Origin of the sequence: Hymenobacter humi, assembly GCF_042665855.1 — a bacterium.
GTDB lineage: Bacteria > Bacteroidota > Bacteroidia > Cytophagales > Hymenobacteraceae > Hymenobacter > Hymenobacter humi.
Map to the genome: position 1 here is coordinate 1480174 of NZ_JBHTEK010000001.1, position 14029 is coordinate 1494202.

Sequence of the window (14029 nt, forward strand, 5' to 3'; positions counted from 1 at the left end):
CTGGTAGCGGCCCGGCAGTTTGTCGGGCCGCTCTTGTGCTTATACTTCACCTAATTTTTTCAAATTTTTTACGCCCCACATATGTCAATCTTAGCTTTTCAGATGCCGGAGAAAGTGGTGATGGAGAAATCCGACGACTTCACCGGGACGTTTGAATTTAAGCCGCTCGAGAAGGGCTACGGCGTCACCATCGGCAATGCGCTCCGTCGCATTCTGTTGTCGTCGCTGGAGGGTTTCGCCATCACGTCGGTTCGCACGAACAGCGTGCTGCACGAGTTTTCGACCATCGAAGGTGTGATTGAGGACATGTCCGAAATCATCCTGAACCTGAAAATGGTCCGCTTCAAGAAGACCAGCGACGCCATTGCTGATAAAATTACGGTGCGCGTGAAAGGTCAGGAGACCTTCTCGGGCAGCGACATTGGCAAGTTTGCCAGCGGCTTCGAGGTACTGAACCCCGACCACGTAATTGCACACCTCGACCCGAGCACTGAGCTGGAGTTTGAGCTGACGATTGCCCGTGGCCGTGGCTATGTGCCCGCCGATGAGAACAAGCCGGCTGACCAGGTTTTCGGTCAGATTGCCATCGATGCTATCTACACGCCTATCAAGAACGTGAAGTACAGCATCGAGAACACCCGTGTGGAGCAGAAGACCGACTACGAGAAGCTCGTTATCGAGATTCAGACCGACGGTTCGATTCACCCGGAGGAAGCACTGAAAGGTGCGGCCAACATCCTCATTCAGCACTTCATGCTGTTCTCGGACAACACGATGACCCTCGAAGGTCCTCGCGTGACCGAAGACGAGCCGATTGATGAGGAAACCATGCAGATGCGCAAGATGCTCAAGACTCCCTTGGAGGACATGGAGCTCAGCGTACGCGCCAAGAACTGCCTCAAGGCTGCCGACATCAAGACGATGGGCGAATTGGTACAACTCGAAATCGCCGACATGATGAAGTTCCGCAACTTTGGCAAGAAGAGCCTCACCGAGCTGGAAAACCTCGTTGAGGAGCGCGGCCTGGAGTTCGGCATGGACCTGGGCAAGTATCGCCTCGAAGAAGACTAGTCGTAATGGCTGAACCGTCGGAAAGTTGACTGTGTTGCAGTCGGCAGCCAACGGTTCAGCCATTCGCTTTTTATATCATTTTATCTTTTTTACTAGTGCGCCCCAGGGGCAGCGGTTCTAATGAGGCTTCGGCCCGCCGTGGTCGCCGCCCGCAAGCGCACATCTTTTCAAACGTCCAATGAGACACGGAAAAAAATCAACCACCTGGGCCGGACTACCGCCCACCGTCACGCGATGCTGTCGAACATGGCTTCGTCGCTAATCCTCCACAAGCGCATCACGACTACGGTTGCCAAAGCCAAAGCCTTGCGCAAGTACGTGGAGCCAATGCTGACTAAGTCGAAGGAAGACACCACGCACTCGCGTCGTATGGTGTTCGCTGCTTTGCAGGACAAAGAATCCATCAAGGAGTTGTTCGGTAACATTTCGAGCAAAATTGCAACCCGTCCCGGTGGCTATACCCGTATCCTGAAGCTGAGCGATACCCGTCTGGGCGACAACGCCGAGATGTGCATCATCGAGCCTGGTTGACTTCAACGAGACCCTACTCGAGGCTAAATCGGCCGCTGCTGAGAAGACGACCACTACCCGTCGTTCGCGCAGCCGTGGTGGTAAGAAAGCTGCTGGCGACGCTGCTACTTCGGCCACCGAAGTGAAAGGCGAAGCTGTTGCTCCTGCTGCTGTAGTTGAGACTTCGGCTCCGGCTGATACCGCAACTGAAACCGTTAAGGAAGGCGAAAGCCGCGATGAAGCTAAGGCTGACGAAGCTGGTGCTTAATTAATCTTAACCACTGCAATTGAAAGGGACGCGCCGTGAGGTGCGTCCCTTTTTCGTTTTGGCTTTTCGAACGTCATACCGGGCGCAGTTGGGGTATCGCTCCCCGGCCCCTCTCCAAAAGAGAGGGGAGCCTGACGTTAGAGCAAGACCGGTGCCCCCTCTTTTTGGAGAGGGGGTTAGGGGGCGAGGTTCTCGAGGGATGCTTCGGTTACGCTTGGCCTAACGTTGTTTTTCTTCGCTCTGAAGTGGGATTGCGCTTATGCCGGCTGATTCCCGTAGGTTTGTGTCAACTTACATTGATTTAAACCGAGACGCTATGAGCTTCATTTCGCAAATTCACGCCCGCCAGATTTTTGATTCCCGCGGTAATCCCACGGTAGAAGTAGATGTGACCCTAGACTCAGGCGTAATGGGCCGTGCGGCTGTTCCTTCCGGAGCCAGCACGGGCAAACACGAGGCTGTAGAGATGCGCGACGAGGATAAGTCCATGTACATGGGCAAGGGTGTGCTGAAGGCCGTGGACAATGTCAATACCCGCATTGCGGAGGAATTGGTGGGCTTCTCGGTGTACGAGCAGGCGCTGCTCGACAAGATTATGCTGGAGATGGACGGCACCAGCAACAAAGCCAACCTGGGTGCAAACGCCATTCTGGGCGTGAGCCTGGCGGCCGCCCGCGCGGCGGCGCTGGACGCCAACATGCCGCTGTACCGCTACGTGGGCGGGGTAGGGGCCTCCACTATGCCGGTGCCGATGATGAACATCCTGAACGGCGGTTCGCACGCCGACAACTCCATCGACTTTCAGGAGTTCATGATTATGCCGGTGGGCGCTTCGTCCTTCACGGAGGCTATGCGCTGGGGCTCGGAGATTTTCCACACGCTGAAAGGGGTGTTGAAGAAGCAAGGGCTGAGCACCAACGTGGGCGATGAAGGCGGCTTTGCTCCGAACATCAAATCGAATGAAGAAGCCATCAAGGTGGTGCTGCAGGCGATTGAAGTGGCCGGCTACCGGCCGGGTGAGGACGTGATGATTGCTATGGACGCCGCCGTATCGGAGTTCTACGAGGATGGCATGTACCACTTCAAGAAGAGCACCGGCGACCGGCTGACTTCGGCCCAGATGTCGGCTTATTGGGCTGATTGGGTGAGCAAGTACCCCATCATCAGCATCGAGGACGGCATGGACGAGGACGACTGGACGGGCTGGAAGCTGCACACCGAGAGCCTGGGCAACAAAATCCAGGCTGGTGGGCGATGACCTGTTCGTGACCAACGTGGACCGCCTGCAGCGCGGCATCGACGAGAACATCGCCAACGCCATTCTCATCAAGGTAAACCAGATTGGTACCCTGACCGAGACCATCGCGGCCGTAAACCTGGGCCGCCGCAACGGCTACAAGAGCATCATGAGCCACCGCTCGGGTGAGACCGAGGACAGCACGATTGCCGACCTGGCCGTGGCCCTGAACACCGGCCAGATTAAGACGGGCTCGGCTTCGCGCTCGGACCGGATGGCCAAGTACAACCAGCTGCTCCGCATCGAGGAAGAGCTGGGCGAAGTAGCTTACTACCCCGGGAAGAAGATGTAGTTAACTTGAGCCAGAATAGAAACGGCCGGTTTTGCGTGAGCGAAACCGGCCGTTTCTATTACCTTTACTCTGATGCAACTACCTTCCTATATTAGCCCAATACTGCGGGTGGTCCGCAGCTTTTATTTCCTCACCGGGATGGGGTTTCTGGTCTGGATGCTGGTGTTCGACGCCAACGATTTGGGCAAGCAATTCGACATTTACCAGAAGTGGAAAGAGCTGCGCAACGAGAAGCAGTACTACCTCGACAACATTGAGGTGGTGAAGCGCGAGCGGGCGGAGCTAATGAGTTCGCCGGACCTGCTGGAGAAGTTTGCGCGGGAAAAGTACCTGATGAAACGCCCTGGCGAGGACGTGTTTGTGCTGGTGCCCGCTACGGCTGAATAGTATTTAACGGTCTTTTAAGCTCGCATTTCATGATGATGGAATGCGAGCTTTTATTGTTTTAAGCATCTGCATAGGCCTCTATTTATTTGTTTTTGCTCTTCTATGAAGCACATCTACCCTGTCGCTTCGCGGCTGGTTACCGGGATTCTGATTTTGTGGGTATGGCTGGGAGTGGCGGTGCCCGGGGAACTGCGCGCCCAAACCTACTTGCTGCCGGCTACGGGCAACTCTACTATTACAACCTGCTCGGGCACGCTCTACGATAATGGGGGCGCCAGTGGGACCTATTCCGCCAATGCCACCGGGGCGGTGACCATTACGCCGGCGACGGCGGGCAGCAAGGTCAAGCTGCAGTTCACGGCGTTTGTGGTGGAAACGGGCTATGATGCCGTGTCCATCTACGACGGAACCAGCGTGGCGGCGCCGTTGATTGGTACTTATAACTCCAATAACCCGCCGCCCACGGTGTATGGCAGCTCAACTTCAGGTGCGCTCACGGTGCGGCTGACTTCGGATGGCATCGTGAACCTGAGCGGCTTTGCGGCCACCATTGAGTGCGTGACGACCGTGCCCGCCCCGGTCCAGGCTGACCTGCTGGTGCAAGGGGCTACGCTCTCAGCGCTGAGCATAGCGGCTGGCGGCGCCCTCACGGCTAACAGCTCCATTTACAACCAATCGGGCGCTTTGGCCAACAGCAGCAGCGTGGGCTATTACCTGTCCAGCGATGCGACGTGGGACGGCACCGACCAACTGTTGAGCTACTCCCAGGGCTTTGCGCTGGCCGCGTGGCAGTCGTCGTACCGCTACGGCTACTTCTCGCTGCCGGCGGGCACAGCCCCGGGCACTTACTACGTACTGTTTGTAGCCGACTACCTCCAGCAGGTACCCGAGAGCAACGAGAGCAACAACGTGGCGGCCGTTAGCATCACGGTCGCGCCGCCCGGCGTCGACCTGGTAGTGCAGCAAGAGCAAATGTATCCGAGCGCGACGGTAGCGGGCAATTCGCTGCAGCTAAACGCCTACATGGCTAACCAAGGCAATACCACTGCCGGCAGCAGCACCATGGGCTTTTACCTGTCCACCAACCAGGTGCTCGACGGCAGCGATGTGCTGATGGGTACTTCGCCGGGCGGGACCCTGCCCAGTAACCAAAGCAGCTACCGCTACGCGTACCCCACCGTACCTGCTGGTACGGCGCCGGGCAGCTACTACGTGCTGTTTGTGGCGGACCCCGCGAACGCCGTGGCCGAAACCAATGAAGCCAACAACGTGCGCAGCCTGCCGTTGACCCTGATGGCGCCGAGCATGGATTTGGTTTTGCAAAGCACCTCACTCATGCCGGCTTCGGTAGCGGCGGGCGGTAGCACCACGGCCACGTGCTACCTCTACAACCAGGGCAATGCCCTGGCCAATCCGGCCACGGTGGGCTACTTCTTGTCGACCAACCAGGTGTGGGATGCCGGCGATGTGCTCCTGGGCAACACCACCGGCTCATTGGTGGGGGCAATTCCTCGTTGCGCTACCTGAACGTGACCGTACCCGCAGGAACGGCGCTGGGCGGTTATTACGTCCTGTTTGTGGCCGATTATCTCCAGCAAATAGGCGAGACCAATGAAACCAACAACGTGGCCAGCGCCCCGCTGCAGGTGGTGGCGCCGGGCGTCGACCTGACCATTTCGCAGCCCAACGTGACGCCTGCCACGACAGCGGCGGGCAACGCCGTCAACGTGAGCTGCTACATCCAGAACCTGGGCAACACGGCGGCGGCTAGCAGCACGGTGGGCTATTATTTGTCGACCAACCAAGTGTGGGATGCCGCCGATGTGCTGATGACGACCTCGCCCGGTAGCCAGCTCAACGCCAACCAGTATTACTCGCGCTACGACTATCCGGTGGTGCCCGCGGGCACGCCGGCCGGCTCGTATTACGTGCTGTTTGTGGCCGACCCGCAGAACACGGTGGCTGAAACCAACGAAACCAACAACGTCGCGACGGCCCCGCTGCAAGTGGTGCCGGCGGGTGTCGACCTGTCCATTTACCAGGGCTACGTGTACTCCACCACGGCCGCATCCGGTGCGGCATTCAATGCCAACTGCACCGTGCTCAACCTGGGCAACTCGACTGCGGCCAGCAGCGCAGTGGGCTATTACCTGTCGACCAACCAAACGCTCGATGCCAGCGATGTGCTCCTGAAAACCACCCCGGGTGGTAGCCTGGGCGCCGGGCAGTACGCATCGCGCTACGAAATGCCGGTAGTGCCCCCGGGAACGGCACCAGGCAACTACTTCGTGTTGATAGTAGCCGACCCGCTGAACGCCGTAACCGAAACCGACGAGAACAACAACGTGGCTTACCAGACGCTGCTGGTCGTGGCGCCGGGCATCGACCTGCTGGTGCAGCAGGTGGGTTTGGCGGTCACCAGCGTGACGCCTGGCTTCTCCATTAGTTGTTACTCCTACATTCAGAATACCGGCAACGTCATTTCGCCCAGCAACACGCTCAACTATTATCTCTCAACAGACCAACTGCTGGACGGCGCCGACGTGCTGTTGACCACTACCACGGGCCCGGGCATACCGGCGGGCAGCAGCCAGGGGCGCACCGCCAGTCTGCTGATTCCGGCAGGCACTACCGCCGGTACCCATTACGTGCTGGTGATGGTAGACCCGCAGAACGCCATTGCGGAAACCAATGAGAATAACAACCTCAATGCGCAGGCCTTGACGGTGCTGGGGCCCTTTACCGGGACGCTTGTGCCCTTCGCCGGGACGGCTACCGTCACGACTTGTGCCACCACGATATACGACAACGGCGGCTTCAACAGCTACGCCAACGACTCGGAGGGCCTGCTCACCATCTTGCCGGCCACTCCCGGCGCCATGGTGCAGGCTGGTGTTCAATTCGTTTTCGCTGGAGTCGGGCTACGACTACTTGCGCATCTACGACGGCACCAGCGCCAACGCGCCATTGCTGGGTTCTTATACCGGCTACCAGCTGCCCTTTCCCGTGCAGGCCACCAATGCCGCGGGCGCCCTCACCGTAGAGTTTGTCAGCGATGCTGCCATTGCCTCGGCGGGTTTCGATGCCACGGTGAGCTGCGGCACGGCCCCGCTGCCGGATTTGCTGCTTACCCAGATTGGCGCTTCGCCCTCGCGGGTGCCAGCAGGCGGTAGCCTGTCGTTGAGCGCCACCGTGGCCAACCAGGGCGCGGGGCCCGCCGCCAATGCGCCCGTGGGCTATTACCTCTCCACCAACCAGGTGCTCGACGCCAGCGACCGGCTGCTGGGCACCAGCACCGGGAGTGCCCTCGCGGCCAACCTCACCAACACCGGCCAGCTGCTGGCCGCCGTGCCCGGCAATGTGCCGGCCGGCGCGTATTACGTGCTGTTTGTGGCCGACCCGCTGAATGCCCTGAGTGAAACCAACGAAGCCAACAACCTCGCAGCCCTGGCCGTGACGGTGACGCAGGCTTTGGCCAGCCGCGAGCAAACCGCCGGCTATGCCGTAGCCGTGGCTCCCAATCCCGTGGCCAGCGGCCAACCGCTCCAAGTGGAGCTCAGCGGTGCCGGAGCTGCCTGCGCAGCGCGCTCGACCTCTACAATGCGCTGGGCCAGCGCGTGCGCACCCAGCCACTCCCGCTGAGCGCCGCCCGGGCAAATCAAGCCGAAGTAGCCACCCAAAACCTCGCCCCCGGCGTGTACACCCTGCGCCTCACCGGCCCCAGCCTGAACGCATCGCGCCGCGTGGTAATCGAATAGCCGGTATCAGCAGCTAGGGCCGGCTAGTTGCTCCGCCGTATTTTTGGCTATGCGAGTAACAATCAGCCGATGGCTAGGGGAGCGGCCGTGGCTGAAAAAACTTACGGTACTCCTGGTGATGGGGGCGGCAACGATGGGCGCAGGAAGCCAGCCACTACCGAGTCCGCCTGCAAAACCTGTGAAGTTGAGCCAAGGGCAGGTGGCCTGGCAGTTTTTGCGCGCCATCCTCCGCGCCGATTATACGGCGGCTTATGCGCGTCTGGCCCCGGAAGTGCGGCGGGCCGTCAGCCTCGCGCACTTCGAAGAAGCGGCGCGGCCCCTGTGGCGAAGCGGACAGCGCCGTGGTCAGCAGATTGAGCTGTACAAGCTTGGTGTGCGGCTGGGTGCGGGCGGCTCGTCGAGGCTGTTTTATTCCTTCACGTTTGCGACGGATTCGGGCAAAGTCCCGCCGCCGGCAGTATTGGAAGTGACGTTCCGCGACACCACGGCGCGGGCGGTGCTGGGGTTTGGGCTGCGGGGTGGGCGCTCTGCTTTGCCTAAACCCAAGCCAGCCTCCACGCCGGCGTCAGGCCGCCACGGGGCGCGGCGCTAGGGCCACGGGCCGCTCGCAGAAGCGGTGCAGCCCCACCGCCAGCCAAAACACCACCATCACGCGGGGCTCCTGCCAGAAGTCCTGCGTGAGGGAATGTAGCAGGAAGAACAGGAAATACACCGTGAACCCCACGCGCTCGGGTGAGAACGGTCCGGATAAAACCCAGCGCGCGTGCTGCCACAGCACCGTTCCCAGCAGCAGCAGCCCGGTGGCCAGGCCCAGGGCGCCGGACTCCACCAGCCAGCTCAGGTACAGGTTGTGGGCATTCATGCGGCGCAGCGTGGTGGTGTAGGTGGGGTGGTCGGGCGAGCGCCGCACAAACTCGAGGTAGCGGTCGGGAAACGTGCCGGGACCGACGCCCACCACCGGCGACTGCTGGAAGAGCTCGAGGCTGAACATCCAGCGGCTCTTGCGCTCGGCGTTCGATTCGTTGGCCGGCGAAAAGTCGCCTACCGATTTCAATTCGTGCATGAGCTCGGGCTCACTGGCCTTGGCCGCATCGGGGTGCGCGCCCTCAACCAGCTGCCAGGCCGTCAGAATCAGGAGGCCCGCCACACCCCATGGCAGCAGCAGCCGGCGCCCCACCGTCCAGCCGGCCGTCACGAGCAGCAGCGTCGCCTGCACCAGCAGCGAGGCGTAGGAAGCGCGCGAGTAAGAAAACGCCACCACCATGAGCACTCCCGTCAGGACCGCCGTGGTCAGGAAGCGAATGCGGAACCGCTGTGCTAGCGGATGGTAGAGCAGCACCAGGTTCAGGACCAGTATCAAGGGCTCCAGCATCACGGTGAGGTTGGTGTGGCCGTGGTGCAGGAAGGGGTTGGCAATGGTATAGGACAGCTGGTAGGAAATCCCCGTCAGGGCCTGGCGCACCAGCACGTAGCCCACCAGCAGGCCCGTGCCCAGCATCAGCGCGCTTAGCGAGAGCAGCCATTCGTTCTTTTTCAGGCCCAGCACCCGGGGCACGCCGTAGCCAAACGTGACGTACAGCAGCAGGGTAATAACAAACTTGGCCGATACCAGCGGGTCCGTCGAAAAGGCGGTGGCCACCAGCAAGGTGGCAAAGTGCAGCCCAATAAGTTTATCGAGCCGGAGCAGGGCATCGGGCCGGGCCACCCAGCCCAACAGCAAGCCCAGCCCGAGCGCGCCCACGGTCAGAACCATGAGGGGCTCGGAAACCAGCATCATGCCGAAATGCAACTGGCTGGAGACCCAGTTGATGGAAAGTGGCAAGCTGAACAGCGAGCTGTAGAATAGCAGCAGCAGCCACGAGCGATAGCGCGAAGGATTCATGCGGAAAGGAAGTGCGGAGTACTTAGCTGATTTTTTTACCTGCCATAGCTTGTTGAATAGAAATGTTCATCACCCGTTCGGCGTAGGGCTGGGTTAGTTCGTCCAGCTCATCCATCGCCTTGAGGATGGGGTCGCGCTCGGTGCCGGCCAGGGCCGCGCGCACCTGCTCCACCTGAGCTTCGGTAGCGGTAAGCTCTTCGGTGGTGAGGTGCTGGCGGTTTTTCCTGGTGAAGTTGGCCACCTGGTAGAGCAGGCTGCTCGGCGGCGGTGCGCGCCTCAATCAGCAGGCGAGCAGCCACGTCTTCCTTGGCGTGCACCAGCGAGTCCATGAGCATTTGCTCTACCTGCTCGTCGGTGAGGCCGTACTGCGGCTTGATTTCCACCTGCTGGCGCGTGTTCGAGCGCAGGCTCAATGGCTTCCACTTTGAGGATGCCGTCGGCGTTGAGCAGAAAATTGACGTCGACCTTGGGCAAGCCCGCCGGCATGGCCGGAATGCCGCTGAGCACGAACTCGCCCAGCTTGCGGTTCTGGCTCACCTGGTCGCGCTCGCCTTGGTACACGGCAATTTTCAGGTTTACCTGGCCGTCGACGCTGGTGGTATACTGGCGACCGGCTTTGGTGGGAATCTTGGAGTTGCGCGGAATGATGGGGTCGAGCAGGCCGCCCAGCGTTTCGATGCCTAGGGTGAGCGGAGTTACGTCGAGCAGCAGCACGTCGCGGCGGTTGCCGGCCAGAATATCGGCCTGAATGGCCGCGCCCAATGCCACCACTTCGTCGGGGTTGAGGGAGTTGTTAGCCGGCTGGCCGAAGAATTCCGATACCGAGTCGTACACCAGCGGCACGCGGGTTGAGCCACCCACCAGCAGCACGGCATCCAAGGGTGGTTTCTGGTTCCTCGTCTCTGGTTTCTGGTTGTTGTCCGAACCAGAAACCAGAGACGAGGAACCAAAGGCTTCCAGCTTCGCATCGGCCACGGCCTGGCGGCAGGCCGCGATGGTGCGCTCCACCAGCGGGCGAATCAGGTCGTCGAACTGTGCCCGGGTGAGCGTGACGGTCATATTCTGGCCGGCTTCGTCGGTGAGCTGGGTAGTGAAGTCGTCGTGCTGGCTTAGGTACTTCTTGGCCATTTCGGCGGCCAGGCGTAGCTGCTGCTGCAGGTGCGGGTTGGTTTGGAAAGCGGCGGGCAGGCTGGAAGGCCGCGGTCCAGTGCTCGGCCACCACGCGGTCAAGGTCGTCGCCGCCGAGGTAGGTGTCGCCGTTGGTGCTCAGCACCTCAAAAATGCCTTGCTGAATGCGCAGGATGCTGATATCGAAGGTGCCGCCGCCCAGGTCGTACACGGCCACGGTTTTCTCGTCGCTGGGGTCGAGGCCGATTCCGTAAGCCAGGGCCGCCGCCGTGGGCTCGTTCACAATGCGCAGTACTTCGAGGCCGGCCAGGCGGCCGGCGTCGCGGGTGGCCTGGCGCTGAGAGTCGTTGAAGTAGGCCGGCACGGTAATCACGGCGCGGTTCACCGGCGTTTTGAGGGCGTGCTCTGCGCGCGCGCGCAGCTCTTTGAGAATGTCGGCCGACAGCTCAATGGGCGAGTAGAAACGGTCATCAACCCGGATTTTCATGAGGCCTTCCGAGTTGTCGTCGATGACCTTGTAGCCCAATTGCTCGGCGTGGTTGCCCAGGTCGCGGTAGCTTTTGCCCAGCAGGCGCTTCACCGAGTAGATGGTGCGCTGCGGGTCGGTGAGCAGGAACTCGCGGGCTTCCTCGCCCACCACGGGCTCGCCGCCATCGGCCGGGAAGTGCACTACCGAAGGCACGATGGCGCCGCGCCCCAGGTCGTTGATGGCCACGGGCTGGCGGGTGTCGGGGTGCACGTAGGCCACCAAACTGTTGGTGGTGCCCAGGTCGATGCCGACGATGATTTCTTCCTGCTGGAACGTGCCAGTGGCTAGGTTGATAGCTACAGTAGCCATAGTTTATATTCGATGCTGCGCCTAAAAGCAGCCTGGAAAAATGATACAAAAACGGCCGGCCTCGTCCTGCAAAAGTAGCTGCTAAACACGCCCGGGTACGTAAAAACACCGATTTACAGCCAAAGAGGTTCCCCGCGTTCTACTTGTTGAAGAGCGTTGAGCTGCGTTTCAAAGCCAGATTACAATAGCGCTTGTACGAAAAGAGCGATTGGATTGACTGGCTAAAAAATAGATTAATAACCTGTTGCGTATCCCCGCCACTATTTCCTTTTGCCCAACGGCAAATTGAGCCATTCAATACCTTGCCAGCTTAAGAGGAACCCGCCCGCTGGCTTCCTCAACCCAAATCACAGTCAAGCACGAGCGCAAAAAAGCCTCTCCAAAGAATTGGAGAGGCTTTTTATTAGCCCAACGGACGCTGGCTAATGCTATCGCAGGGCCAGTTTGCGGCTGATTTTGAACTCGGGTACCGAGAGCTGGTACATGCCCGCGACCAGGGGCGCTTCACCGCCAGGCGCACCTCGTTGGAGCCGGGGTAGAGGCGCACTGTTTCTTCGTGCACCAGGCGGCCGGTGAGGTCGTGGAGGCGCACCGTGGCGTTCTGCTGACGGCCCGATTGCAGGACCAGGTCGATGCGTTCGGAAGTGGTTGGATTGGGGAATACGCTCACCTCATCAACCAAAGCCTCCGGCGTGGCGGCGGGGGCCAGGGCGTCGCGGCGCCCGGTCATGGTGCCCGTCACCACGGCGGGCGGCATGTAGGTGGCTTTGATGAAGCAGCGCTGGGCGGGGTTGGTGGTCGAGGCGTTGTTGGCGCGCAGCGTGTACCAGCCTTCGGCCGGCGTGGTGTAAGAGCCCGTGAGGGTGCCCGTGCCGGTGAGGCTGCTCACCACGGTGCCGGCGCTGTTCACCACGGCCACGCTGAGGCTGCGGGTGGCGTCGGTGGGGTAGAGGACGTAGGAAATGGTCTTGCCCGAGGCTACGTAGATGCGGCCGGCCTTGCGCACGGCCGTAGAGGCCGCCGGCAATTGCCCGCCTTGGCCCAGCGAGCGGCTGTCTTTGTCGCCGAGGTCGTCGGCCAGCTCCCACTCCTGGGTGGTGGTGCGGGCCGTTTTCACGTAGTTGGTACCGATGCCCGTGGGCGCCCACACCGAGTAGCCGCGGCGGCCGCTGGCGGCGGTGCCGTTGCAGGGCGGCGTGTTGATGGCCACCGTTTGCGAGGCACTCACCGTGACGGTGGCCGTGCCGTTGGCGCCGGAGTAATCCTTGAGCACGGTGCCGGGCGCGAAGTCGCAGCTCACCGTGCTGTTCTGCCAGGCGCTGAAATTGTCGTTGATGCCGATGATGGCCTTGGTGCTGCGCTCAATCACGAGGTGGTCGGCGGCCTGCCAGCGCACTTTGTAGGCGCCGTCCTTGAAGTGCAGGTTCTGGTGGCACCAAATCAGGTTTTCGAGGTCGGCGCGCACGGGCAGGTCCACGGTGCTTTTGGGGCTGTGCGAGTAGCGCTTGCCAGTATTGCCCACGTTGAAGAGGTCTTCGAAGAATATTTGGGGCGAGCCGTCGAGGGCCAGGGCCGCGGCATAGGTGGGCGACAGGCGCGGGTCGAACGGGTCGATGTGCGGGGCCAACTCCGAGCCGGTGTTCCAGCCCGTGTAGTTGCCCGTGGCGTCTACCTGGGGCCGGAAGGTGTCGTGGTTGTTCACAAACGGCACCGTGCGGTGCACGTACGTGCCGCCGATGTTCACTACCCGCGTGCCCTGCTGGTAGCCGGGCAGGCTACCCAGGTCGAAGTTGCCGCCGCCGCTCACGATGCTGTAGAGGCCGTTGCGCAACGAGAAGTCGAAGGTGCCGGCGCGGTTTTGCACGTTGGCCACCCAGCCGTCCATCTGGCCCGATGAGCCCACCCATTCGCCCACGGCAAACATGGTGGCGCCGCCGTTGGCCCAGCCGGCGCTGCTTTGCAGGTTGTAGAGAAAGTCCTCGGTGGCAAAGTCCGGGAAGTGCTTCACGGCATCGAGCCGCACGCCGTCAAAGCCCACCTGCTTCTTGTACCAAATCAGCCACTCGCGGTTCTTGTTCCGCATGTAGTCGGCGCTCTGAGCGGGGTTGAAGGTGGCATTGGAGCTCTGGCCGTACGAGCCGCTGTAGTAGCTGATGTCGGGCCCGAATAGAATCTGGTTCCAGTCGCCACTGGTGGAGTTGTTGCCCGGGTTGGGGTTGAAATTCTGCCAGTTCTTGGAAAAGCGGCCGTTGCGGGCCAGGTAGTTGGCGGCGGTTTCGTCGGTGGCCGGCGTGGCGTAGCTCACGTAGCGAAAGTTCTTGTACTTGCTCGTCGAGTAGTCTTCCCAGGCCGCCGGGTCTTGCCCGCCCGAGCCGTTGGCCGAGCCGGCGCCGTCGTTGTGGTTCAGCACAATGTCCTGCACCACGTTGATGCCGTTGGCGTGCAAAATGGCCACGCCGCGCAGCAGCTCGTCCTTGTTGCCCACGCGGGTGTTCAGGAAGCCTTTCTGGTACTTGTCGCCCAGGTCGTAATTATCAAAGGGGAGTAGCCGTTGCCCTGGTTGGGGCCTTTGATGTTCGGCGGCATCCACACGGCGTC

At 61.0% G+C, this 14029-nt stretch carries 12 protein-coding genes and 4 pseudogenes; 11 read left to right on the forward strand and 5 right to left on the reverse strand.

Annotated elements, in window-relative coordinates; translation table 11 throughout:
* The first annotated feature begins 81 nt into the window (after nucleotides 1-81).
* From ACFQT0_RS08425 to ACFQT0_RS08475, 11 genes and pseudogenes are all read left to right on the forward strand, one after another.
* Entirely contained in the window at nucleotides 82-1071 is a 990-nt protein-coding gene (locus ACFQT0_RS08425) for a DNA-directed RNA polymerase subunit alpha (RefSeq protein ID WP_380201914.1), read from the forward strand.
* 246 nt (nucleotides 1072-1317) lie between these two features.
* Nucleotides 1318-1602, forward strand: a complete 285-nt coding sequence (gene rplQ / locus ACFQT0_RS08430; RefSeq protein WP_380201916.1) for a 50S ribosomal protein L17 — start codon at nucleotides 1318-1320, stop codon at nucleotides 1600-1602.
* Between the two features lie 121 nt (nucleotides 1603-1723).
* Nucleotides 1724-1849, forward strand: coding sequence for a hypothetical protein (locus tag ACFQT0_RS08435; RefSeq protein WP_380201918.1), 126 nt, complete (start codon nucleotides 1724-1726; stop codon nucleotides 1847-1849).
* 316 nt (nucleotides 1850-2165) lie between these two features.
* A pseudogene (gene eno / locus ACFQT0_RS08440) lies at nucleotides 2166-3438 on the forward strand (phosphopyruvate hydratase).
* Between the two features lie 138 nt (nucleotides 3439-3576).
* Nucleotides 3577-3825 (forward strand): FtsB family cell division protein, encoded by a 249-nt coding sequence (locus ACFQT0_RS08445; RefSeq protein ID WP_380201920.1) that lies wholly within the window; start codon nucleotides 3577-3579, stop codon nucleotides 3823-3825.
* A gap of 102 nt (nucleotides 3826-3927) precedes the next feature.
* Complete coding sequence (locus tag ACFQT0_RS08450; protein WP_380201922.1) at nucleotides 3928-5352, forward strand: CARDB domain-containing protein; 1425 nt, start codon at nucleotides 3928-3930, stop codon at nucleotides 5350-5352.
* 122 nt (nucleotides 5353-5474) lie between these two features.
* Nucleotides 5475-6524, forward strand: a pseudogene (locus ACFQT0_RS08455) (CARDB domain-containing protein); the annotation flags it as partial.
* Between the two features lie 193 nt (nucleotides 6525-6717).
* Nucleotides 6718-6855: pseudogene (locus ACFQT0_RS08460) on the forward strand (CUB domain-containing protein); the annotation flags it as partial.
* A gap of 90 nt (nucleotides 6856-6945) precedes the next feature.
* On the forward strand, nucleotides 6946-7467 hold the full coding sequence (locus ACFQT0_RS08465; protein ID WP_380205950.1) for a CARDB domain-containing protein: 522 nt from the start codon (nucleotides 6946-6948) through the stop codon (nucleotides 7465-7467).
* Nucleotides 7443-7583, forward strand: coding sequence for a T9SS type A sorting domain-containing protein (locus ACFQT0_RS08470; RefSeq protein ID WP_380201923.1), 141 nt, complete (start codon nucleotides 7443-7445; stop codon nucleotides 7581-7583). Before ACFQT0_RS08465 ends, ACFQT0_RS08470 begins: the two co-directional genes overlap by 25 nt.
* Nucleotides 7584-7767: 184 nt before the next feature.
* Nucleotides 7768-8175, forward strand: coding sequence for a hypothetical protein (locus ACFQT0_RS08475; RefSeq protein WP_380201924.1), 408 nt, complete (start codon nucleotides 7768-7770; stop codon nucleotides 8173-8175).
* Here the strand turns inward: ACFQT0_RS08475 and ACFQT0_RS08480 are convergent.
* The 5 genes and pseudogenes from ACFQT0_RS08480 to ACFQT0_RS08500 form a co-directional block, all read right to left on the reverse strand.
* Entirely contained in the window at nucleotides 8149-9465 is a 1317-nt protein-coding gene (locus ACFQT0_RS08480) for an O-antigen ligase family protein (protein WP_380201926.1), read from the reverse strand. The genes ACFQT0_RS08475 and ACFQT0_RS08480 overlap by 27 nt on opposite strands.
* Nucleotides 9466-9487: 22 nt before the next feature.
* The gene (locus tag ACFQT0_RS08485; protein WP_380201928.1) at nucleotides 9488-9706 is read right to left on the reverse strand and encodes a hypothetical protein; all 219 of its coding nucleotides are present in this window, start codon (nucleotides 9704-9706) and stop codon (nucleotides 9488-9490) included.
* Between the two features lie 35 nt (nucleotides 9707-9741).
* Complete coding sequence (locus ACFQT0_RS08490) at nucleotides 9742-10593, reverse strand: Hsp70 family protein (protein WP_380201930.1); 852 nt, start codon at nucleotides 10591-10593, stop codon at nucleotides 9742-9744.
* A gap of 70 nt (nucleotides 10594-10663) precedes the next feature.
* Nucleotides 10664-11431: pseudogene (locus ACFQT0_RS08495) on the reverse strand (Hsp70 family protein); the annotation flags it as partial.
* 403 nt (nucleotides 11432-11834) lie between these two features.
* Complete coding sequence (locus ACFQT0_RS08500; RefSeq protein ID WP_380201932.1) at nucleotides 11835-14021, reverse strand: hypothetical protein; 2187 nt, start codon at nucleotides 14019-14021, stop codon at nucleotides 11835-11837.
* Nucleotides 14022-14029: the final 8 nt, after the last annotated feature.